The organism is Ruegeria sp. AP12, assembly GCF_056540025.1.
Window position 1 is genome coordinate 119,887 of the sequence record NZ_JBQFVZ010000003.1, and the last position, 26,305, is coordinate 146,191.

Annotated in this window: 25 protein-coding genes and 2 tRNA genes; 10 read left to right on the forward strand and 17 right to left on the reverse strand. The window is 59.3% G+C overall.

From position 1 onward, the window contains the following. Position 1: 1 nt before the first annotated feature. Complete coding sequence (locus tag ACR0E6_RS11510; protein WP_480583418.1) at positions 2-526, reverse strand: hypothetical protein; 525 nt, start codon at positions 524-526, stop codon at positions 2-4. A 136-nt stretch (positions 527-662) separates the two neighbouring features. Between ACR0E6_RS11510 and ACR0E6_RS11515 the strand changes: the two genes are divergently transcribed. Beyond that, the gene (locus ACR0E6_RS11515) at positions 663-2,327 is read left to right on the forward strand and encodes an ABC transporter permease (RefSeq protein ID WP_480583421.1); all 1,665 of its coding nucleotides are present in this window, start codon (positions 663-665) and stop codon (positions 2,325-2,327) included. A 73-nt stretch (positions 2,328-2,400) separates the two neighbouring features. Then, entirely contained in the window at positions 2,401-2,751 is a 351-nt protein-coding gene (locus ACR0E6_RS11520) for a DUF2794 domain-containing protein (protein ID WP_170521016.1), read from the forward strand. Here the strand turns inward: ACR0E6_RS11520 and ACR0E6_RS11525 are convergent. The 3 genes from ACR0E6_RS11525 to ACR0E6_RS11535 all read right to left on the reverse strand — a co-directional run bounded on the left by ACR0E6_RS11525 (position 2,748) and on the right by ACR0E6_RS11535 (position 5,317). Then, on the reverse strand, positions 2,748-3,485 hold the full coding sequence (locus tag ACR0E6_RS11525; protein WP_480583424.1) for a C40 family peptidase: 738 nt from the start codon (positions 3,483-3,485) through the stop codon (positions 2,748-2,750). The genes ACR0E6_RS11520 and ACR0E6_RS11525 overlap by 4 nt on opposite strands. Beyond that, positions 3,482-4,864, reverse strand: coding sequence for a leucyl aminopeptidase family protein (locus ACR0E6_RS11530; protein ID WP_480583428.1), 1,383 nt, complete (start codon positions 4,862-4,864; stop codon positions 3,482-3,484). The genes ACR0E6_RS11525 and ACR0E6_RS11530 overlap by 4 nt, the downstream gene beginning before the upstream one ends. Before the next feature lie 63 nt (positions 4,865-4,927). Then, a complete protein-coding gene (locus ACR0E6_RS11535) occupies positions 4,928-5,317 on the reverse strand; it encodes a hypothetical protein (protein ID WP_170735601.1) in 390 nt (129 codons plus the stop codon). Between the two features lie 144 nt (positions 5,318-5,461). Here ACR0E6_RS11535 and ACR0E6_RS11540 point away from each other — a divergent pair, with 144 nt between their 5' ends. Together ACR0E6_RS11540 and ACR0E6_RS11545 are read left to right on the forward strand one after the other, a co-directional pair. Then, on the forward strand, positions 5,462-6,112 hold the full coding sequence (locus ACR0E6_RS11540) for a carbonic anhydrase (protein WP_170453429.1): 651 nt from the start codon (positions 5,462-5,464) through the stop codon (positions 6,110-6,112). 103 nt (positions 6,113-6,215) lie between these two features. After that, positions 6,216-6,752, forward strand: coding sequence for an SRPBCC family protein (locus ACR0E6_RS11545; RefSeq protein ID WP_480583432.1), 537 nt, complete (start codon positions 6,216-6,218; stop codon positions 6,750-6,752). Between the two features lie 25 nt (positions 6,753-6,777). On the opposite strand, the gene ACR0E6_RS11550 is transcribed toward ACR0E6_RS11545, so the two are convergent. From ACR0E6_RS11550 to ACR0E6_RS11565, 4 genes are all read right to left on the reverse strand, one after another. After that, entirely contained in the window at positions 6,778-8,613 is a 1,836-nt protein-coding gene (locus ACR0E6_RS11550) for an amidohydrolase (protein ID WP_480583435.1), read from the reverse strand. A 160-nt stretch (positions 8,614-8,773) separates the two neighbouring features. Next, positions 8,774-9,796, reverse strand: coding sequence for an aspartate-semialdehyde dehydrogenase (locus ACR0E6_RS11555; RefSeq protein WP_480583438.1), 1,023 nt, complete (start codon positions 9,794-9,796; stop codon positions 8,774-8,776). A 112-nt stretch (positions 9,797-9,908) separates the two neighbouring features. Beyond that, on the reverse strand, positions 9,909-10,946 hold the full coding sequence (locus ACR0E6_RS11560) for a glycosyltransferase family 4 protein (protein ID WP_480583441.1): 1,038 nt from the start codon (positions 10,944-10,946) through the stop codon (positions 9,909-9,911). A gap of 22 nt (positions 10,947-10,968) precedes the next feature. After that, complete coding sequence (locus ACR0E6_RS11565; RefSeq protein ID WP_170623420.1) at positions 10,969-12,141, reverse strand: MFS transporter; 1,173 nt, start codon at positions 12,139-12,141, stop codon at positions 10,969-10,971. A 137-nt stretch (positions 12,142-12,278) separates the two neighbouring features. Here ACR0E6_RS11565 and ACR0E6_RS11570 point away from each other — a divergent pair, with 137 nt between their 5' ends. Further along, positions 12,279-13,421: a DUF3095 domain-containing protein gene (locus ACR0E6_RS11570; protein ID WP_480583444.1), complete on the forward strand. Its 1,143-nt coding sequence runs from the start codon at positions 12,279-12,281 to the stop codon at positions 13,419-13,421. Positions 13,422-13,425: 4 nt separating this feature from the next. Here ACR0E6_RS11570 and ACR0E6_RS11575 read toward each other — a convergent pair whose 3' ends face one another. Beyond that, positions 13,426-14,196: an HpcH/HpaI aldolase family protein gene (locus tag ACR0E6_RS11575; RefSeq protein ID WP_170623416.1), complete on the reverse strand. Its 771-nt coding sequence runs from the start codon at positions 14,194-14,196 to the stop codon at positions 13,426-13,428. A gap of 190 nt (positions 14,197-14,386) precedes the next feature. Here ACR0E6_RS11575 and hpaR point away from each other — a divergent pair, with 190 nt between their 5' ends. Further along, a complete protein-coding gene (gene hpaR, locus ACR0E6_RS11580) occupies positions 14,387-14,821 on the forward strand; it encodes a homoprotocatechuate degradation operon regulator HpaR (protein ID WP_170453436.1) in 435 nt (144 codons plus the stop codon). Between the two features lie 640 nt (positions 14,822-15,461). Next, the gene (locus ACR0E6_RS11585; RefSeq protein WP_480583447.1) at positions 15,462-16,160 is read left to right on the forward strand and encodes a fumarylacetoacetate hydrolase family protein; all 699 of its coding nucleotides are present in this window, start codon (positions 15,462-15,464) and stop codon (positions 16,158-16,160) included. A gap of 3 nt (positions 16,161-16,163) precedes the next feature. On the opposite strand, the gene ACR0E6_RS11590 is transcribed toward ACR0E6_RS11585, so the two are convergent. Together ACR0E6_RS11590 and ACR0E6_RS11595 are read right to left on the reverse strand one after the other, a co-directional pair. Further along, positions 16,164-17,378 (reverse strand): winged helix-turn-helix domain-containing protein, encoded by a 1,215-nt coding sequence (locus tag ACR0E6_RS11590; protein ID WP_480583450.1) that lies wholly within the window; start codon positions 17,376-17,378, stop codon positions 16,164-16,166. 4 nt (positions 17,379-17,382) lie between these two features. After that, positions 17,383-18,408, reverse strand: a complete 1,026-nt coding sequence (locus tag ACR0E6_RS11595) for a LacI family DNA-binding transcriptional regulator (protein WP_170521041.1) — start codon at positions 18,406-18,408, stop codon at positions 17,383-17,385. A 138-nt stretch (positions 18,409-18,546) separates the two neighbouring features. Between ACR0E6_RS11595 and ACR0E6_RS11600 the strand changes: the two genes are divergently transcribed. Beyond that, positions 18,547-18,623: transfer RNA gene (locus tag ACR0E6_RS11600), tRNA-Arg, on the forward strand. A gap of 2 nt (positions 18,624-18,625) precedes the next feature. Here ACR0E6_RS11600 and arsB read toward each other — a convergent pair. From arsB to ACR0E6_RS11620, 4 genes are read right to left on the reverse strand one after another with little or no spacing between them, the layout of a single operon-like run. Further along, a complete protein-coding gene (gene arsB, locus ACR0E6_RS11605; RefSeq protein ID WP_480583455.1) occupies positions 18,626-19,648 on the reverse strand; it encodes an ACR3 family arsenite efflux transporter in 1,023 nt (340 codons plus the stop codon). Beyond that, positions 19,645-20,910 (reverse strand): organoarsenical effux MFS transporter ArsJ, encoded by a 1,266-nt coding sequence (arsJ, locus tag ACR0E6_RS11610; protein WP_480583458.1) that lies wholly within the window; start codon positions 20,908-20,910, stop codon positions 19,645-19,647. The genes arsB and arsJ overlap by 4 nt, the downstream gene beginning before the upstream one ends. Continuing rightward, positions 20,907-21,905 (reverse strand): ArsJ-associated glyceraldehyde-3-phosphate dehydrogenase, encoded by a 999-nt coding sequence (locus ACR0E6_RS11615; protein WP_480583461.1) that lies wholly within the window; start codon positions 21,903-21,905, stop codon positions 20,907-20,909. Before ACR0E6_RS11615 ends, arsJ begins: the two co-directional genes overlap by 4 nt. A 1-nt stretch (position 21,906) precedes the next feature. Then, a complete protein-coding gene (locus ACR0E6_RS11620; RefSeq protein ID WP_170735616.1) occupies positions 21,907-22,734 on the reverse strand; it encodes an arsenate reductase/protein-tyrosine-phosphatase family protein in 828 nt (275 codons plus the stop codon). A 187-nt stretch (positions 22,735-22,921) separates the two neighbouring features. Between ACR0E6_RS11620 and ACR0E6_RS11625 the strand changes: the two genes are divergently transcribed. Then, positions 22,922-22,997 (forward strand) — tRNA-Thr (locus tag ACR0E6_RS11625). A gap of 598 nt (positions 22,998-23,595) precedes the next feature. On the opposite strand, the gene ACR0E6_RS11630 is transcribed toward ACR0E6_RS11625, so the two are convergent. Together ACR0E6_RS11630 and ACR0E6_RS11635 are read right to left on the reverse strand one after the other, a co-directional pair. Further along, positions 23,596-24,000 carry a PaaI family thioesterase gene (locus tag ACR0E6_RS11630; protein WP_480583464.1) on the reverse strand — a complete coding sequence of 135 codons (405 nt, stop codon included), beginning with the start codon at positions 23,998-24,000 and terminating at the stop codon, positions 23,596-23,598. Between the two features lie 45 nt (positions 24,001-24,045). Then, entirely contained in the window at positions 24,046-24,483 is a 438-nt protein-coding gene (locus ACR0E6_RS11635) for a hypothetical protein (RefSeq protein ID WP_480583467.1), read from the reverse strand. A gap of 238 nt (positions 24,484-24,721) precedes the next feature. Between ACR0E6_RS11635 and ACR0E6_RS11640 the strand changes: the two genes are divergently transcribed. Next, a complete protein-coding gene (locus ACR0E6_RS11640) occupies positions 24,722-26,296 on the forward strand; it encodes an ABC transporter substrate-binding protein (protein WP_480583470.1) in 1,575 nt (524 codons plus the stop codon). The last annotated feature ends 9 nt before the right edge of the window (positions 26,297-26,305 follow it).

The window sequence follows — 26,305 nt, forward strand, 5'->3', positions numbered from 1 at the left end:
CTCACTTGGTGTTCAGAACGCTGGTTACCAATTCCGGATGGCCATTGTTCCTAAGCAATATCCCGGAATGTAGGCTGTAGGCGCCGAAAGTTCTCAAAGGGTGAATGCTCCACTGAAATTCCCTCTTTGGAATGCGACCGTTGATCAAAACTCCCTCTCCGTCGTACTTATATGATGCCCACATAATTTTTCGCGAATAGGCAATAGGATTGGACACATGGAAGCCGCTGGCCTTCATCCAACTGATCAGTTTGTTTGGGCTCGACAGGTGCTGGGCGACGGCGATCAAGCAATAGTCCAATTCTTCCAGAAATCTGATCTTTTGCCAGTTTAGGGTCGAATTTTCCAAAGTCTCATCCTCTGCTACCAAGCATGCTTTCGCGAATTCGGTGTCGACGATTGTTTCTGCCCGCACTGGAAAGCCCGCCAGCGCTAATATCGACATGGTCAGAAAAACTCGGCAGGGCATTGCATATCCAATCTTGGCGTAATGCCTCAGCCGAACAGAAGCGTTGTCCGGCAGCAAGTCTGGAATCCCTTATCACGTACAAGTCACGAATGGGGGATTGAGCAAACTCGGGAGCGGTAGTTAGCTGTATTGGTGCTGGCAATCCCGACGATTTTAGTCGAAAAGGACACTCAGAGCATTCTGAAGACGCCGGATGACCCAGATCGACTATTCTGAAAACGGATCGCGGAACCGCGGCGTACGCGGCACCCGGCTTTTGGCCGGGCTGGCCTATGTGGTTGCAGCGGCCTGCCTGTTGCCGATGGTGGCCGTTGTTCTGGCGGCGCTGACCGGCGGGACCGACACGATTGCGCATCTGGCCGAGACGGTGCTGCCCCGGTACACGGTGACCACGCTCATCCTGGTTGTTTTGGTCGCTGCGGGTACGTTCAGCATTGGCACCGGGGCCGCGTGGCTGGTCACGATGACCCGGTTTCCCGGCGTACGCTTGCTTGAGATTGCGCTGGTTCTGCCGCTGGCCTTTCCGGCATATGTGCTGGCCTATGCCTATACCTTTATTCTGGATCATCCGGGGATCGTGCAATCCACCCTGCGCGATGTAACGGGGTGGGGCCCGCGCGATTACTGGTTCCCCGAGATCCGCTCGACCGAGGGTGCGGCGGCGATGCTGATCCTTGTGCTGTATCCGTATGTCTACCTGCTGGCCCGCGCGGCCTTTTTGCAGCAAAGCGCAACCGCCTTTCTGGCGGCGCGTGCGTTGGGCAACAACCCATGGCTCGCGTTTCGGCGCGTGTCTCTGCCGATGGCGCGCCCGGCGATTGCGGGCGGCGTGCTGTTGGCGGTGATGGAGACCATCGCGGATTTTGGCACCGTGTCCTATTTCGGTGTCCAGACCTTTGCGACGGGTATCTATACCAGTTGGTTTTCGCTGGCCGATCGCGCGGGTGCCGCGCAACTGGCCTTATGCCTTTTGACCTTTGCTTTGGTCATGGCAGTGGCTGAACGCACGCAGCGGGGCAAGGCAAAATACTATCAGGCGGGCAAGCAGCACGCAGCGCAGCCCGCCGCACATCTGACCGGCTGGCGCGCTGTCGGTGCCTTTGTTCTATGCGCTGTCCCGGTGCTGTTCGGGTTTCTGCTGCCGGTGATCATTCTTGTTGAGATGGGAATGGAATCCGAGCAGAACCTGCTGTCGGAGCGTTATCTCGGGTTCATCCGCAACTCACTGATCCTTGCGGGGACCGCAGCGGTTGTCACCGTGTCTGCCGCCATCAGCGTCGGGTTTTTTCAGCGCCTTCGCCCCGGTCGCGCCTCGTCAGGTGCGGCTTATATCTCGCGTCTTGGTTACGCGGTTCCGGGTGGGGTGATCGCGGTTGGGCTGATCGTCCCCTTTGCTGCCTTCGACAACGCGCTCGATGCGTGGATGCGCCAGACGTTTGATATCTCAACCGGCCTGCTGGTCACCGGCTCGATCTGGTTGTTGGTTGCGGCCTACATGGTGCGGTTTCTGGCAGCAGCGCTGAGCGCGTATGAAGGCGGGCAGAGCACGGTTCACGCCAACATGGACGCCGCCGCGCGATCCCTGGGGCAAACGCCCTTGGGCACTCTGCGGCGGGTGCATCTGCCCATTCTGACGCCATCGCTGCTGACTGCATTGCTGATCGTCTTTGTCGATGTGATGAAGGAACTGCCCGCGACACTGATCATGCGGCCTTTCAACTTTGATACGCTGGCGGTGCAGGCGTACCGGTTGGCGTCGGACGAACGGCTTGAGGGCGCGGCGGTGCCCTCATTGGTCATTCTGGCCGTCGGATTGCTGCCCGTCATCCTGATTTGCCGACAGGTCGGACGCCGGTAACACCTTTTGACGAATTGAAGCATAGCAGCGCAACAGGCTTGATTCGGGCGCAATTTCCGGCAAGGCTTGGGGTATGAACATGCAGCCTCCCAGCCGGTTTTCTGCAAACTCGGCCCAGATGCCCGTCGCGTTCGACCGGCGCGAGATGTCCCATATCCTGTCCGTATACGGCCGGATGGTCGCCGCCGGAGAATGGCGCGACTACGGAATTTCCAACCTGTGTGACATGGCGATTTTCTCGATTTTCCGGCGCACGGCGGAGCACCCGATCTATCGCATCGAAAAGCACCCACGCCTGCGGCAGAAACAAGGGATGTACTCGGTTGTCGGTATGGACGGACGTATCCTGAAACGCGGCCATGATCTGCGCACTGTGCTGAGGGTGCTGGAGCGTAAGCTGATCCGCTCGGTTTCCCCGGATTAGAGCCTTTTATGGGCTGTCACAGGTCCGTCGCCTTGGGCCAGAATGCGGGCGATTGCCTGATCCATAGGCTCATAGGCCACTGCCATGTGATACGCGTTCGCATGCAACAGCATGTTCGGCCCTGAAACCCATGCCACATGGCCCTTCCAGAACAGCAGGTCGCCGCGTTGGGGCGGTGTGCCCTCAGGTAGCGCAGTGCCAACTGCCTGCTCCTGATCGCCACTGTCACCCGGACACGCGATACCGCAAGCCAGCAACCCGGCCTGAACCAGCCCGGAACAGTCGATCCCGAACCGGCTGTTGCCGCCCCACAGATAGGGCGTGCCCAGAAACAGCTCGGCCACTGTCACCGGGTCGGTTTGAATGTCCGAAACCGGCGCGGTGTGGACCGCAGGAATGAACCCCAATTCGGTTTCCAGAAACCCGTCCGTCTGCGACAGGGCCTGCACCGTGCTGCCGAAACTCAGCGAAGCCAGATCGCGGGTTTTCATATCCGCCTGTTCATAGGCGTGGGTTGCGGGGGCGGTGATCCTGTGGGTTTGCGGCACCTCGGGGCCCAATTGGGCTGAACGAACCCAGCCGGAATAGGTGTCCTTGTCTGCGGTAATCCGGCTCCACCCGTCTTGTTCTATGGCAACCTGCACGGTGTCCCCGAACAACAATTGCCGGTCACGCGCACCATCGGGACTGCGCAGCAGGTCAATGACGGGCTGGATGACGCGCAGGCGGGTCACAGGCCCAGAATCTCGGGCAGGGCGTTCAGGACGGCGCGCGGGCCTTGGCCCAAACCGCCTTTGCTGCGGCCGGGCGACTTGCTGGGCTGCCACGCATAGATGTCGAAATGCATATAGGCGCTGTTTTCGACAAAGCGGCGCAGGAAAAGGGCGGCGGTTATGGATCCCGCGAACCCGCCCGAGGGGGCGTTGTCCAGATCGGCAATCCCCGGCTCGATCATCGCCTCATAAGGTGTATGGAACGGCATCCGCCAGACCGGATCGGCCGAGCGTTGCGCGGCCTGCGTCAGTGCCGCCGCCGCCTGATCGTCATCCGTATAGAACGGGGCCAGATCCGGGCCGACGGCCACGCGCGCGGCCCCTGTCAGGGTTGCCATCGAGATCACCAGATCCGGCTGCCCCTCATCCGCCAGCGCAAGCGCGTCGGCCAGCACCAGCCGCCCCTCGGCATCGGTGTTGTTGATCTCGACCGTCAGACCCTTGCGCGAGGTCAGGATGTCACCGGGGCGGAAGGCGTTGCCTGCCACCGCATTTTCAACCGCCGGGATCAGCACCCGCAGTTGCAGCGGCAGATTCAGCGCCATGATCATCCGGGCCAGCCCCAGCACATTCGCTGCGCCGCCCATATCCTTCTTCATCAGACCCATCGATGCGCCGGGTTTCAGGTTCAAACCGCCCGTATCGAAACACACACCTTTGCCGACCAGCGTCAGCATGGGCCCTTTGCTGCCCCAGCTCATCTCGATCAGGCGCGGGGCCTGATCCGTTGCGCGGCCAACCGCGTGGATCATCGGAAAATTCTGCTCCAGCAGCGCATCACCGGTGATGGTGCTGCATGTCGCCCCGAATTCCTGCGCCAGCGCTTCCGCCGCCTGTTGCAACTGGCCGGGCCCCATGTCCGAGGCCGGAGTGTTGACCAGATCGCGGGTCAGCGCCTCGGCATTGGCCATCGCCTCAAGCCGCGCGGCATCTACAGTATCCGGCGCGACCAGACGCGCCTTGGCCGGGGATTGGCTGGCATAGCGGTCAAACGCATAGCCGGTCAGCAGCCAGCCCAGACACTCCATCTCCAACTGATCGGGCGGGACATCGGACCCGAGGTGATACGTGCCTTCGGGCAGCGCCTCGGCAGCGGCGGCCAGAGGGAACCGTTTGCGGGCGCGTTTGGCCTGCGTTCCATAGCCCGCCAGCGCAAACCCGGCCCGGCCATCCTTGCCCGGCACCAAAAGCGCCTGACCTATTGCACCGGTGAACCCGTTCACCTCCACCCAATCACGAACATGATCCGGCTGGTCCTGAAGCCATCCGTCCAGATCGGATTGACCAAGCACATGCAGCGGAACAGAAACGTCAGAGGGCGGGGCAAAGCTTAGGGTCATGGGCGTCTCGGCTGATTGAATTCGCGCCCAGACTAGCCACCTGCGACCCACCCGCAAGCCCCGTCAGACGGAAAGGTCCTGCTGATCCCAAACGGCGGTCAGCGACCGCTCACCTACACGGATCAACCGCCCCAGCGTTGCGCCCGCCGCCACCGCATCCCCGGCATCGACCGCGCCTGCCACGTCGCCCGCAACCCGCGCCAGTGCGGTCATCCCGACCTGATCGGCGATCGCCACCAGCGATTTCGAGCATTTGCGCAGGTTCTCCCAATCGCGCTGGCGCCAGAACCGTTCGCAATTCGACAGGCGAACGGCCAGTTCCTCGACCGTGCGGCACAGCACATCCAACGCGTTCTTGTCGCCCAGTTGCCGGTACAGCCCGCTGAGGCGATCCGGGTCCAGTCGCACGGTTTCCTTATGTTCAAGTGTGAGTATCTTATCCACCACATTCACCCTAGTTCAGACGCCCCCACGGCGTAGGCCTGATGTTTGGCGGGAAATTCTTTGCAAATCCTTGCGCCGAGTTCGGATAATGGCTCGAATTTTCCTTGAATTCAGTTTACAGCGGCCTAAGCAATTGAAGACAGGAACACCGAAATGGATATAGCCAAACCTTTGCCAACCTATCTGGTGAAACGGTATCACGGCTGGAAGGCGACGACATATTCCGAAAATCAGGTCTGGTATCGGCGTCTGGCGGATGAGGGGCAGCGCCCCCGAGCCATGGTGATTTCCTGCTGCGACAGCCGGGTGCATGTGACCTCGATCTTCGGGGCGGATCAGGGTGAGTTCTTCATTCACCGCAATATCGCCAATCTTGTCCCGCCTTACGCGCCCGACGGCGACCATCATGGTACAAGTGCCGCTATCGAATACGCCGTGACGGCCCTGAAAGTGGCGCATCTGATCGTGTTGGGGCATTCGCAATGCGGCGGTGTGCAGGGCTGTATCGACATGTGCAAGGGGCAGGCCCCGCAACTTGAGGCCAAGGAGAGCTTTGTCGGCCGCTGGATGGACATCCTGAAGCCCAAATATGATCTGGTCGCAGATATCGAAGACAGCGCCGACCAGGCCCGCCAGTTCGAACGGCAGGCGGTTGTGGCGTCGCTGGAGAACCTGATGACCTTCCCATTTGTGGCGTCAGCGGTCGAAGACGACACGCTCAGCCTGCACGGGCTCTGGACGGATATCGGTGCGGGCGGGCTGGAGTGTTTCGATCCGCACCAGAAGAGATTCGTGCCGGTCTGACAGCGCCGAACCGCCAGCGCAGGCATCAGGTGCAGTTCAGGGTCTGGTTTTCAGTTGTATTCCGGTATGCTTAGGTCATTGATCGCAATCTCCGGAGCATATTATGAAATGGTTTAAACGCATCGTTCTCAGCCTGATCGTGCTTGTTCTGGCGCTTGTCGGTGTCTCTTACCTGCTGCCCGGCAAGGCCGAAGTGTCCCGCAGTATCACAATCGATGCACCGCCCGAGGCGATCTTTCCTTACGTGAACTCCATGCAGGAGACCGAGCAATGGTCGCCCTGGCTGCACCGCGACCCCAACACTCAACTGACCTATTCCGGGCCAGACGCGGGTGTCGGTAACACGCTGAACTGGGCTTCCGACCATCCTCAGGTTGGCACCGGCTCGCAGGAGATCGTTGAGAGCGTCGAGAACCAAAGTGTCCAGACAGCGCTGGATTTTGGCCCGATGGGTACCGCCTCGGCCTCGTTCGTCCTGCAGCCCGAAGGGTCGGGGACCGAGGTGACCTGGGGCTTTACATCCGATCTTGGCCTCAATCCGATGACGCGCTGGATGGGGCTGATGATGGATTCTTGGGTTGGTGGCGACTACGAGCGTGGATTGACCAACCTGAAGGCGTTGGTTGAGGGGCAGGGGTGAGACCTGTCCTTTGGTTATTTGTCACTCAGTTCTGCGCTGAACCCAAAGTCAACCAAGGTCGTTCAACCTCCATGCCCTGATAGATCGCGTGCAGAAACCTGTGCGCGACAACCGGGTCATTCGAAAATGGAGAGATGTTGAGGTGCCCTTCCTTGACGCCGATTTCGGCTTCATAGACGACGACATCACCTTTCACTGTTGTTAGGACTTGTAGCTCGGCCAGAGTTTCAGGGTTCACCGCAGTTGGGTCGTCCGACAGGATCACGAAATCGGCGACTTTCCCAACTTCGATCGAACCCTTCTGATCCTCTTCGAAATGTTGCCATGCGGGCCAAATCGTCATCGCCTTGAGCGCAGTCATCACATCGACACGCTGATGCGGTCCCAGAATGTCCCCAGATCGGGTGCGTCGGGTCACGGTGGCGGCAAGCACGCGCATACTGTCGGGCAGGGCGACCGGCGCGTCGTGATGGGTGCCGAACATCATGCCGCGTTCGTTTATCCATCCCGTGGGTGAGATATTCTCACCGTTGATCGGGCCAACCGTATGATCGCGATGCCAGTCACCCCAATAGAAGGTGTGCATTGGGAAAACCGACGGAAACACGCCCAAGCGTTTGAAGCTGACCACCTGATCCTCGCGCAGAAATTGGCCATGGATCAGAACCGGGCGGTTTCCGGGGTCGCCGTATTTCATTTGGGCTTCTTCCAGGGCCGCGATCAGCATATCTGATGCGCCTTCACCGTTCGAGTGCACAAGTATTTGGATGCCATTTTCGTAGCACCAGTTCACTGCGTTTTGCAGCTGCTCCATTGTGATCGCGGAATAGCCCGCATATCCTGCGGGGTAATTGCCGACCGGATCGTAGTAGGGCCGATCCCGCAACGCGGTGAAGCCTTGCGGTGAGCCATCGATGGTTAGCTTGCATCCGCCGACGCGCACGCGATCTGCATAGTCTTTTGAGACATTCGCCTCGACATAGTCCTGCGACTCGAGCACGTCTGGGAACGCAACAACATCAATGGGCAGCCCGTCCTCTGCACCGACCTTTTTCAAGACTTCAACGATTTCTCCGGATGATCGGCCTTCTTGTCCGGTTGTGTACCCGAATGAGGCCCAGAGTTGGCTGCCTGCACGAGCAAATTCGGTCAGGCCTTCTTCGCCCAGATTACCCAGAAGTGGCACTAAAACAGAGAAAAACGCATATTCTTCCAGAACGCCATTGGGCTCCCCAGCCTCATCTCGCTGAATGACACCGCCGGGTGGGGCTTCTGTCTCGGCGGTTATTCCAGCCAGTTCCAGCGCTTTGGAGTTCGCCACACCCAGATGACCGGATTGATGGATAATGACGACGGGTAAGTCTGTTGAAACCTCATCAAGCTCCTGACGAGTCGGGTGTCGAAGTTCCGCCAACTGGGCATTGTCATAGCCAAATCCGATGATCATTTTCACCTGTTCTACAGCCTCGGAATTCACCGAGGCCCAGTCTGATAGCGTTGCCTGCAAGCTTGCGATATTCGTGACTTCACCATCTGGCGGGGCCAGAAGATTGGCCGAAAGCGCTTGCAATCCACCCATGACGACATGGCCATGACTATCTACAAAGCCAGGTAACATGGCGCGGCCTGCAAGGTCGAACGCTTCGGTCGTTTCGTCGCGATGCGGGGCCACATCTTCTAGTGAACCCACTGCAAGTATCCGACCATCCTTGACAGCAACTGCCTCGGCGGTCGGCTGATCGTCGTCGATCGTCAGAATAGGACCGCCGGAATAAATCGTATCTGCAATGTCTTGCGCGGTTGCGGATTGTGAAAACCCAAACACGGCTAAGATCAATGCTGGAAGGGATAAAATACGCATTGTGAAATCCTTCAGATGAGTTTCTTCAGGCTATATTCACAAATTAGCATGGATTTGGGTGCCTGTCCTTCTTGTTAATTGGGCAGCACCATCAGCAAAAAACCCCGCCGAAAGAACGACGGGGCTCTTATTTCTTTAGTGGTCTTGAAAGACCTGGGGATCAGCCCTTTTTCAGAACCTCACGGCCCAGCAGTTCCGCGATTTGCACCGCGTTCAGCGCAGCACCCTTGCGTAGATTGTCCGAGACGCACCACAGGTTGATGCCGTTCTCGACGGTCGAGTCCTGACGGATGCGGCTGATGAATGTGGCGAAATCGCCAACACATTCGGCGGGCGAGACGTAACCGCCGGCTTCGCGCTTGTCGATCACCATGATGCCCGGCGCTTCGCGCAGGATGTCGCGGGCTTCGTCTTCGTCCAGGAATTCCTCGAATTCGATGTTCACGGCTTCGGAGTGGCCGACGAACACAGGCACGCGGACGCAGGTGGCTGTGACCTTGATCGACGAATCGACGATCTTTTTGGTCTCGACAACCATCTTCCACTCTTCCTTGGTCGAGCCGTCTTCCATGAAGACGTCGATCTGCGGGATGACGTTGAAGGCGATCTGCTTCTGGAACTTCTTCGGCTCAACCTCGTTGATCGGGTTGTAGACGGCTTTGGTCTGGTCCCACAGCTCGTCCATACCCTCTTTGCCCGCACCGGATACCGACTGATAGGTCGAGACGACAACGCGCTTGATCTTGGCGCGGTCATGCAGCGGCTTCAGCGCGACAACCATCTGCGCGGTCGAGCAGTTGGGGTTCGCGATGATGTTCTTGTTCTTGTAGTCGTGGATCGCCTGCGGGTTACACTCCGGCACGATCAGCGGAATGTCCGGGTCGTAGCGATAGAGCGACGAGTTGTCGATCACCACGCAGCCAGCCGCGGCGGCCTTAGGCGCATAATCTTTGGTCGCGGCAGAGCCTACGGCAAACAGGGCGATGTCCCAGCCGGTGAAATCAAATGTGTCCAGGTCTTTGGTCGTGAGTGTCTTGTCGCCAAAAGTCACCTCAGTGCCCAGCGAACGGCGGCTTGCCAGAGCGGCAAGTTCGTCCACGGGGAACTGGCGTTCCGCCAGGATGTTCAGCATTTCGCGGCCCACGTTACCCGTGGCGCCGACGACGACGACGCGATAGCCCATTTCATGTCTCCAAAGTTAAGGACGCGCGTTCATAGCCGCGTTGCAGCGAAGAAAAAAGGGCTTTCGCAGGGTATTTCAACGATTGACGCGGATTTGAGGCGGTTCGCTGCGCTTATTCCGCATCCAGCAGAGAGCGGTAGACCTTTACGATGGCTTCGGCCTCGCCTTCGATTCGAAAATTCTGTTCCACATGGGCGCGGGCGGCTTGTCCGGCGGTGGCCAGTTGGGCCGGGTCGGACAGCATCTGATCCAGCGCCTCAGCCAATGCCGGGGCGTTGTCTTTTTCAACCAACCGTCCGGTCTCAGTGTCCTTGATCTGGGCGCTGAAGGCACCCACACCATGGCAGGCGATGGCGGGCACGCCCGAGGCCATCGCCTCAAGCGGGGTCAGGCCAAACCCTTCGTGGCGCGCGGGGGCGACGAACAGATCGAGGGCGCGGTAGGTCTCGACTATTTCCTCCCACGGGCGTTCGCCCAGGAAATGGACACGGTCGCCCAAGCCGGCGGCTTGCAGCTTGGCTTCCTGCTCGGCCTGAAACGCTTCGAATTCGCTGGTGGCGCGGCCGGTGAAAATGATGTGGGCGTCGGGGTGATTGGGCAGAACGCTCAGCGCGGCGTTGACCAGCAGATCGACGCCTTTTTGCGGCCTGATGCGTCCGAAACAGCCGATCAGCGTACCGCTGGGCAGGCCCAGCTTGTCGCGCAGGGCTTGTTTGTCATCGGCCGGGTGGAACAGTTCGGTGTTCACGCCATGCATGATCACCGTCGCGGGGTGTTGCAGAAACGAGGCCGCTTGCGGCGTTGTCGCGATCAGCGCGTCCATTTGCGAGATCAGTTTCTTGGTAAAACCCGAATGATCCCGTTGCGCCGCAGAGGTGAACAGCAGTTTCAGATTGCGCCGCAGGACCTTGCGCAGAAACAGGCCCATCAGCATTTCCGTGTTGCGCCGCGCGTGCCAGACCCGGCGTTTGCGGTTCGACAGGAACGGAACCTTGATCAGGCGGATATGCGGCAGGTCATCCGGCAGGCCGGGGCCGGTGGCGACGATCCCGATCATCTCTTTCTGGATCGGCAGCAGGCGGATGACCGTGGTTGTGACCCCGGACAGGCTGTGTTTCAGGTTGGGTGCGATCACCTCGATATCCTGCACGGGCCGTCCCTCCGGTTCTAAATCAATCCACGTTGTCCCGGCTGAATAGATAGATCACGCAGCCAATGGCAAGGGTCACGGCGAAAAAGCCGAAGATGGCCAGATAAGGCGCGGCGGCTCCGGCGGCGGTATTGGCCGCATGGATGCGACCGGTCACGAATTGCGCGATGCCGACCCCGCCGATCCCAAACAGGTTCAGCAACGTGACCCCGCGCCCGACCAGATGTGGCGGCACAAAGGCGCGACCATGGGCCATGATCACCGGAAAGCTGGCCCCCAGAAAGCCAATGACCGCCAGCAGCAGGACCGAGACCCAGATCGCGCTGTCGATCCACAGGCACAGCAGGCCCAGTGCCACAGCGCCCAGCGCGTTGCCGCCGAAGATCACCCATTTCCGCGTGCCCAGAATGCGATCCAGCGGCCCGTAGGCAAAGGTCCCGGCGATCATTGCCGACCCCATGATCAGCGTCGCAGTACCGATCTGAGTGGTGCTGAGCCCGAAGACGTCATTCAGATACGGTCCGGCCCACAATCCCCGCAGCGCGGCAGAGGGCGCATAGGCCACCAGCATCAGGGGCAGGATCAGCCACAGGGCTGGCTGTTTCAGCAGGTCCAGAACTGATCCCTTATGCTCGGTCTCGACCTTGGCGGGGTCGCGGACGCTGACCCATATGCCAAGGGCGATCACGGCGGAAATCACCGCCAGCCCAAGCAGGGTGGCGCGCCAGCCCATCAACTCGACCGCCAGCGCGGTGGGGTAAGAGGCGACCAGATTGCCCACCGATCCCACGCCCAGCATCACCGCCGCAAGGGTTGCAAACCGGGCAGGCGGGTATTCGCGCGCAAAGATGAAGTAAGATGCCATCAGGACCGGAGAGCATCCGACCCCGATCAGCGCCATCGCAACGCTGATATGAAAGGCCGAGGATGCGGTGGCAAACACAGCCGCCCCGCCGGCACCGCCCACCAGCAGCAGCGCGGCGGCGGTCAGGCGCGGCCCAACCCGGTCCAGCGCCCAGCCCACGGGCAATTGCATGGCGGCAAAGACCAGAAACCAAAGGCCCGAGGCAAAGGCCAGATCCTCGGGCGTGGCATCTATATCCTTCTCAAGATCCAGGCTGAGCACGGCCAGAAACGCACGAAAGAACTGGCTGAGGACGTAAGCCAGACACAGTACAACCAGCCCTGACTTCATGTAACGTCCCCTTCACATCTTGGCACTAATCCTTGGCACGTCGTGGCAAAACGCACAAGCGCGTGTAGAATGTTGCAGAGGGCGGACTTCGATCACGTTTGAGCTAGCTCTTGGGTCAAGCCAATTTGAGGGGGACAATGAAAGACCTCCATTCTGCGTTTTATGAAAACCTTCCGCTGCTGCGGGATTTTAACCGGCTGGCAGACCCGTCGACTTTTACGCCCGTTCCCGATGACTGGATTCTGGGCGTCGCCGATATTGTCGATTCGACCGGAGAGATCGCGCGCGGGCGCTACAAGACGGTCAACATGGTCGGCGCGGCGGTAATCTCGGGCATGATCAACGCCATGGACGGCAAGCTGTTTCCCTATGTCTTTGGTGGCGACGGGGCCGGATTTGCGGTGCCACCCAGCGCAGCGGATACCGCGCGCACTACACTGTCTGACCTGCGGCGCTGGGCGCAGGAGGAATTCTCGATGCCCTTGCGCGCCGCCTTGGTGCCGGTCGCCGAGCTGCGCAAGGCGGGCAAGGATTTGCGCGTGGCACGCTATGCGCCCTCGAACGGGGTGGACTATGCCATGTTCACGGGCGGCGGTCTGGCCTGGGCCGAGGCGCAGATGAAAGCAGGTGTGCATGAAGTGCCGATGGCCGAGCCGGGCAGCCAACCGGATCTGACCGGCCTGTCCTGCCGCTGGTCCAACAGTCCGGCGCAACATGGGCGTATCGTGTCGGTCGTGGTGCAGCCGACGGCAAGCGCCACCGAAAGCGACTTTGCCGATCTGGCTCAATCGGTTCTGCGCGCCTCGGACGGGTTGGACCGTGCAGGCCATCCGGTGCCCGAGACCGGCCCGCCCATGACCTGGCCGCCCCCGGATGTGGGCTTGGATGCTCATGTGTCCCGCGCCGGGCGGAACCTGTTGACGCAAAAGCTGATGCTGCTGGGGCAGAACCTGCTGATCGCGATGCTGTTCTGGACCGGCAAACGCATGGGCCAGTTCGAACCCGGGCATTACAGGCATATGGTCAGCCGCAACGCCGATTTCCGCAAATTCGATGACGGGCTGAAAATGACGCTGGATTGCGACCCGGCGACGTTGGCCCAGATCGAACACATGCTGGAAGAGGCGCGCGGGCGCGGCAAGATCAGATACGGCCTGCACGCGCAGGATGAGGCGATGATGACCTGCTTTGTCCCTGCAGCCACCCGCGACGACCATGTGCATTTTGTCGATGGTGCATCAGGTGGATATGCGCAGGCCGCAGCGGTCATGCGCGGCTAAGCGGTTATTCCGGCTTCCACTGTGCCGCCAGTGCACGGGCGGATTGCGCCAACAGCATCACGTCAATGCCCACGGCCAGAAACGCCGGATCCATCTCAAGATAGGCCGAGGTCGCCTCGTCATTCGTGCCCAGAATGCCCGGAGCCTTGCCGGCAGCCCTGATCCGTTTCATTGCGTCTGCGATCACCGCGCGAACCTCGGGCGCGGCGCTGTTGCCTTGGTGGCCCATATCCGTGGACAGATCGGCGGGGCCGATGAATACCCCGTCGATACCCTCGACCTGCAAAATCTCGTCCAGCGCCGCGATCCCGGCGCGGTTTTCCACCTGCACCAGCAGGCAGATTTCCTGATCGGCGGTTTGGATATAGTCTTTGACGGACCCATACATCGTCGCCCGCGCCGAGGTTGCCCCGACACCGCGCACCCCTTCGGGCGGATAGGTGCAGGCGCGGACAAGCGCGCGGGCCTGTTCAGCGCTTTCCACGATGGGCACAAGAATAGTCTGCGCGCCTGCATCCAGCACCATCTTGATCAGCCAGGTTTCCCCCACGGGCACACGCACCACCGGATGCGAGGGGCTGTTCGCCAAAGCCACCAACTGATCCCGGATCGAGCGGATGTCATTTGGCGCGTGTTCTCCATCGATGACCAGCCAATCGAAACCCGCGGTTCCCATGATCTCGGCGGTGATTGGTTCGGCAAAGCTCATCCAGCAGCCGATCTGCCGTTTGCCCTGTGTCAGAGCCTGTTTGAACGGGTTATGTGGGGCGGGCATTGGGAACACTCCTGTTTCAGGCTCTTGCGGTGTCAGTGAATTCCGCCAATTGGCCGGGGTCAAGTTCTACTTCTTTTCCCCGCGAATTAGCCGCCTCATCCCATTAAACAAAACAAAGCCAGATCGATTGGTATCACGAATTTCAACTGCAAAAACTTGCGCAATTTCTGGATTTAGGTGAGGATTCAGTATGACCGACGAACTTCCCCTAACGTCGCGATCTTTGCCCATTGCTTTGTTGCGGGCGCGGGAAAAGGTTATGGGACCCATTCGGAAATTGCTGGTGGACGCTGGTGTCACCGAACAGCAATGGCGGGTCCTGCGGGTGCTGAACGAAGAAGGCCCGCAAGAACCCACCCATATTGCCGAACGCGCCTGTCTTCTGTTGCCCAGCCTCACGCGGATTCTGCAAAAGCTGGAACAGAAGAAGCTGATTGTCCGGCGCAGCCACCCTCAGGACCGACGTCGCCAGATCGTCGAGATCAGCGCCGACGGTATTCAGGTGATCCATGCCAATCTGGCCGTCAGCGTCGAACAGGCCGAGCGCATCCGCACCCAGCTTGGCCCGGACAAGCATGAAATGCTGCTGGATCTGTTGAACGAGCTGAAAGATCTGGAAAGCTAAGGGGCAAATTCGCGATTTGCATTAAAACCCCGCCGGAGATGGTAGGGGGAAATCTCCGGCGGGGTGGCCAGACCCGGACTGGAATTGTGCCTGGCCCGTGTTTCAGAAAGTGCAGAACCGAAAATGGCTCAGTACCGGGGTTTGGGGTCTAGGGGGTAGACCTTTGGCCCTTGCTCCTTCCGAAACAGTCGCGTCCAATTGCAGACTTGTGGGGTTGTCCGCAAGAGGTTTCTTCGAGTCAGTTTGGTCGTGCTGTTGTTCCGGTCTTCTATAGGACCGGATGTGTGTCTTTCCCTGTCTCGACGACAGGTGCCGTGCGGCAAATGTCTTTTTTGCTTCGATACCACGTGTTCTAGTGCGAAAGCCGCGGTTTCCAAGCTATATTCTTCAATTCAGGCATGTGGTCCTGCAACACATGCCTTTGAACGATCTGTGCCGGGGGTCAAAAAGCATAGACGCTCTGGACTTGATCAAACCGGGTTGATCAGATTCAGGGAACATATCTGTGGTTGTGTGCCGGAATTGAGCAGTTCCATGCCGAAACAATCTAAAGGCGTTGGTAAAAACAGGCGTGTTTCCGCTGGTTGCCGATAGCGCGGTCTTAACTAAGATGCCTCTGAACACGCAATTAGGGGTCATCATGCAACACTATTTGTTTCCGGTTCCGGACACGCTCGGCCTTCCTGTTGTCGGGGAAAGGGCTTTTTACCCGGTCGGTCGCATCTTTTGCGTCGGTCGAAACTATGCCGCTCATGCCGCCGAAATGGGGCATGAGGTTGATCGCGAGGCGCCTTTTTACTTCACCAAATCCGCCGCAAACGCCGTTTTGACGGATGCGACAGTGCCCTATCCGCCCGGCACCGGGAACTACCACCACGAGATGGAGCTTGCGGTTGCCATCGGCAAACCGGTGTTCAAGGCCACCCGCGTACAGGCGTGGGAGGCGGTTTACGCCTATGGCTGCGCGCTGGATATGACCCGTCGTGACCTGCAAATCCGCGAGCGCAACAAGCAACGACCTTGGGATCTGGGCAAAGACGTCGAAAACGGTGCGGTCTTTGCGCCGCTGACCCCGGCCGCCGCTTGGTCGCCCGATGATGACAAGCGCATCCACCTGAGCGTCAATTCCGAAGTCCGTCAGGACGCGACCCTGCAAGAGCTGATCTGGAAGATCGATGAGATCATCTGCCACCTGTCCGGTTTCTATCACCTGCGCCCCGGCGATCTGATCCTGACCGGTACACCTGCCGGAGTCGGGCCAGTGGTTGCAGGGGACAAAATCGAAGGCGGGATTGACGGGTTAGAGCCCATTCGTCTGACACTGACAGACGCAGAATAGACCCTATTTAGGGTCTTTCAGCCAATCCTGCGCAAACTCGACCCTATCCAGACCGGCAAAGCGGCGGACCCGATCCAGTTCCGCGTCCAATCGACGGGTGCGGGCGTCCGACCACCGGACCTTGCGCTCGGGCCACATGGCTTTGACCCGCAAAACGCCCGCATCCCGATGGGCTTTCATGTCGATCCGCCCGATCAGCTTGTCGCCCTCAAGCAGGGGGAATACGTAGTAGCCATAGGTCCGTTTCGCCTCGGGCACAAAAACCTCGATCCGATAGTAGAAGCCGAACAACCGCTCGGCCCGGTTTCGGTCGCGCAACATCGGGTCAAACGGGCTGAGCACCCGGATGCGGCCCGTGGGCTGCGGCAGGTCATACGAAGCGTCGATCAGGTCGGGTCGCGCGAACAGCTTGCGCGCGCGCCCGTCCACACAGGTGATCTCAATCTCTTCCAGAGCACCTGATTTCAGCCCCCTGGCGCACCAATTCTTCGCCTCTGCCGGGCTGACCGTATCCCAGAATGCGGCCAACTCGCCCGAGGTTGCAAAGCCAAGCCGGTCTAGTGCCGCGTTGCATAGCCAATCGACCGTCGCCGCTTCGTCACAAGGTCGCTGTCCTGGGCACAGATGTGTTTCGATCACCCGCTCGGTCAGGTCATAGCGTTTCTGAAATCCGTCGCGCCCCACAACGGTCAAAGCCCCCGACCGCCACAGAAACTCAAGCGCGGTCTTGGACGGGTGCCAATCCCACCAGCCGCCAGAGCCCTTCTTTTCGTCCTTCCCGACATCCGAGGATGACACCGGCCCATGGTCGCGGATATGATCCAAAACGGTCTGGAACTGCTGCTCGAACCCGTCCCGACGCCAGTTCTTCCAGCGCGACTTAAGCAACGCTGCATCGCGCTGAAATCGCAGATGCCAATGGGGGTAGTAGTCCATCGGAATGACGGCGGCATCATGGGTCCAGTGTTCGAACAAGGCCCGATCCCGCTCGTACAGGCGTTTGAGGTTGCCGCTGCGATAGCTGGGCCTGCGCGAGAACAGGATCATGTCATGGGCGCGGGCGACCGTGTTGATGCTGTCCAGTTGCACAAAACCCAGTCGCTGGATCAGATCCAGCAACTCCGTGCCTTTTGCACCGCCCGCAGGCGGTTCGGCCAGCGCGTGGCGATCCATAAACAGCGCCCGCGCCGTCCGGTTGTCCAACCGTCGCAGCGCCATTGGATCAGCGCCGCTTCAGCGTATCGCCATAGCTGATCTTGGGGGTCAGGGTCACACGGGTTTCGATCTCGGAATTCGGATCTTTAAGCCGTTCGGCAATGATCTCGGCCGCCTGGCGACCAATCTCCAACCGGCAGGCATCCATCGTCGCCAATTTCCGCGGCAGGCCCTGCAGCAATTCCACGTTGTTGAACCCGGCCAGACCGATTTGTCCGGGAATGTCGATGCCCTGTTCCAGCAGATACAACAGCCCGCCCGCACCGATCATGTCGTTGGAATAATACAGAAAATCTAACTCGGGTGAGCGTTCCAGCATGGTCTGCGTCATCTCACGGCCCTTGGCCAGAGCGGAGCCGCCGGAATAGAACTCACGATCCTCGATCTCGATCCCGTGCTTGCCCAGTACCTCGGTAAACCCTTCGAACCGCTTCCGTGCCCGGTGATCCAAAGGCATCTTGGTTCCCATGAACCCGATATGTTCGTAGCCCGCTTTCAGGATCGCCTGCGCCATCTCACGACCCGCGCGACGGTGGGATATGCCCACCATTGCGTCCACCGGCTTGCCGTCGGTATCCATGATCTCGACCACCGGAATACCGGCTGAATCCAGCATGGCCCGCGCCGCTTCGGTATGTTCCAGCCCCGCAATGATCACGCCCGAGGGCCGCCACGAGAGCATCTCGTACAGCACCTTCTCTTCCTTTTCAGGCAAATAATCGGTGACGCCCACCACCGGCTGCAACTCGGTGTCTTCCAGCACCTGATTGATGCCGGTCAGAACCTCGGGGAACACCATGTTCGACAGCGACGGGATGATCACCGCGACCAGATTGACCCGGCTGGACGCCAGCGCACCGGCGATCTTGTTGGGGACATAGCCCAGTTCTTTGGCCGCAGCCAGAACGCGGGTGCGGGTGGCGTCGGACACGTCGCCCCGGTTACGCAGGACCCGACTGACGGTCATCTCGGAGACCCCCGAAGCCTCGGATACATCGCGAAGGGTAAGCGGGCGTTTTGTTTCAGTATTCACGAGAGGGCACCTGCGTTGTTGTTTTGCCCGATGGTAGCGTGAACAGGGCGCAGTTTACAACTGTTCTACGAACCCGCCGTAAACCCGCCGTAAACCCCATGACAAGCCGAAAAAACACAGGTACAGAGACCCTTGCGCGGCCCCGTGGCTCAACTGGATAGAGCAGCCCCCTCCTAAGGGGCAGGTTGCAGGTTCGAATCCTGCCGGGGTCGCCAGTTTACGGCGTTATTGGCTCTGGGAACCGCGCGCGGGTGCGGTTGGCGAAGGCGACCAGGGACAGCATGACCGGAACCTCGACCAGAACGCCCACGACCGTTGCCAGCGCCGCGCCCGAGTGCAGGCCGAACAGGCTGATGGCGACTGCCACGGCCAGTTCGAAAAAGTTCGATGTGCCGATCATCGCGCAGGGGGCGGCGATGCGGTGGGGGACTTTCAGGGCGTAGGCGGTTCCGTAGGCCAGGGCAAAGATGCCATAGCTTTGGATCAGGATCGGCACGGCGATCAGGACGATGACCATCGGTTTCGACAGGATCGTCTCGCCTTGTAGACCGAACAGGATCACGACCGTTGCGATCAGGCCCATGATGGACCATGGCTTGACCCGGGCCGAGAAGGCATCGATGGCCTGTTGCGAACCCAGCTTGCGCCGCGTGATCAGCCCGGCGATCAGGGGCAGCACAACATACAGAACAGTGGCCAGTACCAAGGTCTGCCACGGGACCGAGATGTCGGTGACGCCGAGCAGAAACGCCACGATGGGCGCGAAAGCCACAACCATGATCAGGTCGTTGACCGAAACCTGCACCAGCGTATAGGTCGCATCCCCCTTGGTCAGCTGGGACCAGACGAAGACCATCGCCGTGCAAGGGGCCGCGCCCAGCAGGATCAGGCCGGCGGTGTATTGGGCCGCATCCTCGGGTTTGATCCACGGGGCGAAGACATAGTCGAAGAACAGTACGGCCAGCAGCGCCATGGTGAACGGTTTGATCAGCCAGTTGACGACCAGCGTCACGATCAGCCCCTTTGGTTGGCGCGCCACGCCCGCGACCGCCCCGAAATCGACGCCAACCATCATCGGATAGACCATGGCCCAGATCAGGATGGCGACCACAAGGTTCACGCTGGCGACCTCAGCCGAGGCGACCATCCCGACGAGGCCGGGCGCGGCCAACCCGATCACCACGCCCGCGACCATGGCGAGGGCAACCCAGATGGTCAGGTAGCGTTCGAAGATGCTCATGAATATGCCTCGGATGTTTGGTCTGTCAGTTTGCCCGATGTCAGCGCAGCCAGCGCAACCATCACCGCCGCCGTGCCCAGCACAAGGGACAGCCCGCCGATCTGATAGGTGAGGCCGGACAGGACGGTGCCGACCAACCGGCCCGTTGCGTTGGCCATGTAATAAAAGCCTACATCCATCGTGACCCGCTCGGATTTGGTGAAGGCGAGGATCAGGTAGGAATGCAGGGATGAGTTGACGGCGAAGATCGCTCCGAACACCAGCAGGCCGATGACCAACGTGATCGTTAGCCACGTCTCGGGCCCCGAGGACAGCAAAACAGCCAGTGTTAGAGCCGCAGGAATGCAGAACAAACCTGCCGCCCAGCTGCGGGCGGCGCGGATCAGGTCACCCTCGCTGCGGTCCGAGGCGCGCAGGATCTTGGGGGCGCTGGCCTGTACCGCGCCGTAGAGGATGACCCATATCGCCATGAACGTGCCGATCATGAAGAACGCGGCGCGATTGCCATCCTCGGTGCCGTCGGAGAGGACCGCGTAGAAATAGATCGGGATGCCGACCACGAACCAGACATCCCGCGCGCCGAACAGAAAGACGCGGGCCGCTGACAGCCAGTTCACGTTGGCGGATTTCGAGAACACCTCGGAGAATTTCGCGCCTTTGCGCCCTTTGGGCAGCCCCGGCGGCATGAACCGGATGACGGCGAACAGGATCACTGCCAGAACAACAGCCATGACCACGATGGCGGTCATGAAGCCCAGCGTTGCCAGCATCGCAGCACCCAGCAGAAAGCCCAAACCTTTGACTGCGTTCTTGGACCCGGTCAGCACGGCAACCCAGCGGAACAGCCCGCCGCCCTCGGCTGGGGCCAGCAGTTTGACAGCGGATTTCGAGGACATTTTCGCCAGATCCTTGGCCACCCCGCTGGCCCCTTGCACAACCATGACAAAGGCAACCGATGTGGCGACGGTCCAGTGCGGGTCCAGAAAGGTCATTGTCAGCAGCGCCGCGACCTGTAGCCCCAGCCCGGCATTAAGGGTCGAGGTCAACCCGAACCGCGCCGCAATCCAGCCCGCGGCCAGGTTTGTCACCATCCCGGCGATTTCGTAGAGAACAAACAGATACGCCAACTGCACCGGCGAGAATCCCAACGTATGAAAGTGCAGCAGCACCAGCATCCGCAAGGCCCCGTCGGTCAGCATAAAGGCCCAATAGGCCGCCGTGACCGCGATATAGGCCGACAGTCCCTCGGGCCGGTTGGTCACAGCGAGGCCCCGACCATCAGCGCCACATCCACCAGACGGTGGGCATAGCCCATTTCGTTGTCATACCAGGCGTAGATTTTCACCTGCGTGCCGTTCACCACCATGGTCGACGGCGCATCGACGATCGAGGAGCGTTCGTCATTGGTGTAGTCAGTCGAGACCAAAGGCCGGGTTTCATAGCCCAGAATACCCTTCAATTCGCCTTCGGCAGCGGTTTTGAACAGGGCGTTGACCTCCTCAACCGTGGTCTCGCGCTCGACCTCGAACACGCAATCGGTCAGCGAAGCGTTTAGCAGCGGCACCCGCACTGCATGGCCGTTCAGACGCCCCTGAAGTTCGGGGTAGATCAGAGTGATGGCCGTGGCTGACCCGGTTGTGGTCGGGATCAGCGAGTTCAGCGCAGACCGCGCGCGGCGCAGGTCCTTGGCGGGGCGGTCGACGATGGTCTGCGTATTGGTCACGTCATGGATCGTCGTTATCGAGCCGTGTCGGATGCCCAGATTCTCGTGGATCACCTTGACCACCGGGGCGAGGCAGTTGGTCGTACAAGAGGCCGCCGTCACGATCTGATGAGCGGCAGGATCGTAGATCGCATCATTGACCCCGAAAACGATGTTGGCGGTCGGTCCGTCCTTCACCGGGGCCGAGACGACAACCTTCTTCACGCCCGCGTCGAAATAGGGGGCAAGCTTCGCTTCGGTCTTGAAGACGCCGGTGCAGTCGATCACCACATCGACACCGTCCAATGGCAGCGAGTTCAGGTCCTTGGTGCCGATGAAGGGTAGACGGGTGCCGTTGATGGTGACGCTGTCGGCGTCATGATCGAATGTTGCATCCCAGCGGCCGTGCACGGTGTCGAACTCCAGCAGATGCGCGTGCATCTCGGGGTCGCCGACCGCGTCATTGATCCAGGCGATCTTTGCACCTTTCTCCAGCAACGGCTTCAGCGCCAGTTTTCCAATTCGGCCAAGGCCGTTTACAGCATATGTGGTCATATTATTCCCCGACCGAGTTTCTGCCGATGTCATCGACAGCAGATTGCAGCGCGATCCGGTCAAGGCTTTCGACCGGCAGTGATGTGAAGGCTTCGATCCGGTGCTTCAGCGCGCCATAGGCGCTTTGGAATGCCAGACTTTTCTCGGCATCGGTTCCGGTGGCTTTGACCGGATCTTCCATGCCCCAATGGCCGCTGATGGGCTGACCTTCCCAGGCCGGGCATTCTTCGTTGGCGGCCTGATTGCAGACGGTAAAGACGAAATCCATTTCCGGTGCGTCCTCGGTTGCGAATTCGGACATATGCTTTGATCGCAGTACCGAGGTGTCATGCCCTTTGTCCTTCAACACCTGAACGGCGAACGGGTTCAGTTCGGACGCGGGCTGGGTTCCGGCGGAGTGCACATTGAACCGATCCCCACCGAGTTGACGCAGCAGGGATTCGGCAAAGATCGAGCGGGCAGAGTTACCAACACACAGAAACAGGACGTTGAACTTGCGATCTGTCATAGTGTCATTTCCTTTTGTGAAAGGCATGCAGATGTCCGGGCGGCCCCGGCAGCAATCGACAATCAGAAAATCCAGCATCCCCTGCACATTCTTCATGTCGACCGAGTAGCGCAGCGAAGTTCCGGATCGTTCCTGAGTGACCAGCCCCGACCGTTGCAGTGCGTTCAGGTAGTTCGACATGGTGCTGGGTTTGATGCCCAGTTCCCCCGCAAGCTCGCCCGCAGGCACGCTGTCAGGAAACCGTCGCATTAACATGCGAAACACGGTGATACGCTGCGGGTGGCCCAGGATGGCCAGTTGGTCAGTGATTCTTTCTATCATATTTCATGAAATATCGAAATAAGAGTTGCAGATCAATTCGCGACTGGTGCCGTTACAAAAATTTCACAAACCGGGATGCCACCGCTGCGCGGCTTGATCAATGCCCGGTTCCCGTGCATCTGGACTTGCAGGCGCCAGAGCGACGGTTTAAACGAGCCTTCACACCCGGGTCCGGGTGGCCCAGGGTGCCGCTGTAGCTCAGCTGGTAGAGCACGTCATTCGTAATGATGGGGTCGGGGGTTCGAGTCCCTTCAGCGGCACCAGTTCTTCTCAGTAAAAACCCGTCGATTTTGGACTCAATCGCTTCGGATGACCGTTGGATGGTCGGAATTGGACCTATCATTCAGCATTGAATCTGAGACGCCCGAAAAAACGACGTAACGTCGCTTTGGTTGACACTTTCCTTAACAAGTTGACGTAAGCGTCAACTATCGCTGGTTATTTTGACTACGCGGTCAAAAACTGATGCAAATCGTCGATTCCTTCCCCCTTACGTCTCAAAACGAAACCCCTACATCCGCCGTGTCGCTGCGGGAAGCACTCACGGAAGGGGATCCTAGAGCCTGCCTCACCAGTTGCGCTCGGATGTGGCCCGCAGCGGCAAAGCTTGGGCAAATAAGTGGGAGGAGAGAATTTGATACCGTATGTCTTGTCTGTTCTTCGCAAGGCTCACACGAGCGAGAACGCTGACGTGAATCATCACGATCACCGGTGCGTCATAGTATTGGATGAGGAACAGGGATCTCCCGGACTGAAGAAGGACGAGCTGCGGGATCTCTTTCATGTCGCGTTTGTCGAGATGGACCGCGATTTGCCAAAACGCCGAAAGAAAAAAGCACAGTTAAAGTCGACTTAGCACCGTCAATCTGACCAGGTCAGCGTCAACTGCGTCTGCGTCACAATGGCAGCCGGGCGGCCATCCGGCAGCGCGACAGTGGTTTGCCATATCATCGTCTTCCGACCTCGGTGCAACGGAATGCAGGTCAGTGTGATCTGGTCTTCGATCCGAATTGGCCGAATAAAGTTGGTTTTGCTTTCCAGTGTCGTGGTGCTGGCCCCTTCTTCGAGGTTCAGAGCGGCCGCAACACCGCCAATCGAGTCCGCTGCCCCCATGATCGCCCCACCGTGCATGACGCCGTTCCGGTTGCCCATGTCCGGTCTGACACGCAAAGTGGCAATGACTTTTTCTGGCTCAACCGATTTCAGCTCTAGCCCCAATGATTGAGAATAGGGCGGTAGCCAGTCCTGAGTATCTTTGTGCGGCATCTGTGTTTGGTTCTTTGATGATCTGACTTCAGTCATTGGCTTACTCTATTGCCATACGTAATGCGGATTGCGTTCGCCTTTCAAAAACCGTGCAACATCAATTGCGTCAATGACCAATGAAACACTGTTGAAGCCTGCAAGAACACAAACCCACCAAAAAAGCGCAGGGTCCGTGTCTTTGTCCGGCAAATTAGAAACGAAATAGGCGATCATTGGGACCCATAGAAAGTGACCTGCGCCAAGCAGCCTGACAAAACCCAATCTGAAGTAAATCACGATCATCAGCGAAATACCGACCCCGACCGCGACAAGGTTGAACCAAGCATAATAGGAATCGAGAAAAAGCAGAGAGGCCAGATTCACAAGTATCAGGCAGATGGCCCAAGCTCTGGCAATTGGCTTGAAGCGAAACAGAACGATCCAGAGAATTTCGAAGGCACGCATGCGCCCTACTTTATCATCAGCGCAATAGTTGTCAGTCACTATGCGAATAACCATCAGCTGCGGAGCACCCTCAAAACAGGGATTGAACACGCCTGCGTATCCGAGCGAACACCAGCCCTCCTGGCCCAATGCCCAGATCGTTTCAGGGGACCCGACCCAGAATGATTGACATGCTCTCGCAGTTGGTATGCTATCCACTCCCATAACAATCACAGAAATTTGCGGCACTGCATCGTGAATTCGGTGCAGCTAAATGACTGCAAAAAGGGAGGAAATTATGAACAAACCAATGCTTGCACTTGCGGTGCTGATGACGTCGACGACGTTGGCCAGTGCGGAAACCCTGCGCTGGGCGCGCTCGGGCGATGCGCTGACGCTGGATCCCCATTCGCAAAACGAAGGGCCCACGCATACCGTGCGCCATCAGATGTATGAACCGCTGATTATCCGCGATACATCCGGCGCTTTTGAGCCTGCGCTTGCCACGGATTGGGCCCCCAGTGAGAGTGATCCCAATGTCTGGGTGTTCAACCTGCGTCAGGGCGTGAAGTTCCATGATGGGGCCGATTTCACGGCGGAAGACGTGGTCTTCAGCATCAACCGTGCCAAACAGCCGAACTCGGACATGAAGGAACTGATCAACTCGATCGTTGAAGTGCGCGCTGTCGATGACCACACGGTCGAGATTGTGACCGACGGCCCGAACCCGATCCTGCCGGCGAACCTGACGGACCTGTTCATCATGGATCAGGGCTGGACCGAGGCAAACAACACGGTCGATGTGCAGGATTTCGAAGGCGGAGAGATCACCTTTGCCACCACCAACGTAAACGGTACCGGGCCCTACAAACTGGTCAGCCGCGAGCCGGACGTGAAAACCGTGATGCAGCGGAACGAGGATTACTGGGGTCGTGATCAGTTCCCGATGGCGATCAGCGAAATCATCTATACGCCGATCCAGAACGACGCGACCCGCGTGGCGGCGATGCTGTCGGGTGAGGTGAATTTCCTTCAGGATATGCCGGTACAGGATCTCGACCGGGTCAATGCCGTGGACGGTCTGGTTGTCAAACAGGCACCTCAGAACCGGGTGATCTTTTTTGGCATGAACCAGGGCGGGGATGACATCGAAGCGGATAACGTTGATGGCAAAAATCCTTTGGCCGATGTGCGCGTGCGTCAGGCCATGTCCAAGGCCATCAACCGCGACGCCATCAAGCAGGTGGTCATGCGCGGTCAGTCGCAACCCGCCGGGATGATCGCGCCGCCCTTCGTGAATGGCTGGACGGCCGAGATGGACGGTGAAAGCAGCACGGATGTCGAAGGCGCCAAGGCCCTGCTGGCCGAGGCGGGGTATCCCGACGGATTCTCGATCCGGCTGGATTGCCCGAATGACCGTTACATCAACGACGAAGGCATCTGTCAGGCCGCTGTCGGGATGCTGGGTCAGATCGGCATCACGGTGAATCTGGATGCCAAGCCCAAGGCGCAGCACTTCCCGCTGATCACGGATGGAAAGACCGATTTCTACATGCTGGGCTGGGGTGTTCCGACCTACGATTCGGAGTACATCTTCAACTTCCTGGTCCATGGCCGCGAAAGCGATATTGGTACGTGGAATGGTACTGGCTTTGACAGTGATGAGTTGGACGCCAAGATCAAATCGCTGGCCTCGAACACGGACCTCGTTGCGCGCGATCAGGATATCGCCGAGATCTGGCGTGTGGTGCAGGACGAACAGCTGTACATCCCGATCCACCATCAGGTGCTGAACTGGGGTATGGCCGAGAATCTGGACATCAACGTCGATCCCGAAGATCAGCCGATGGTGAAACATTTCGGCCTGAACTAACCCGTGTCG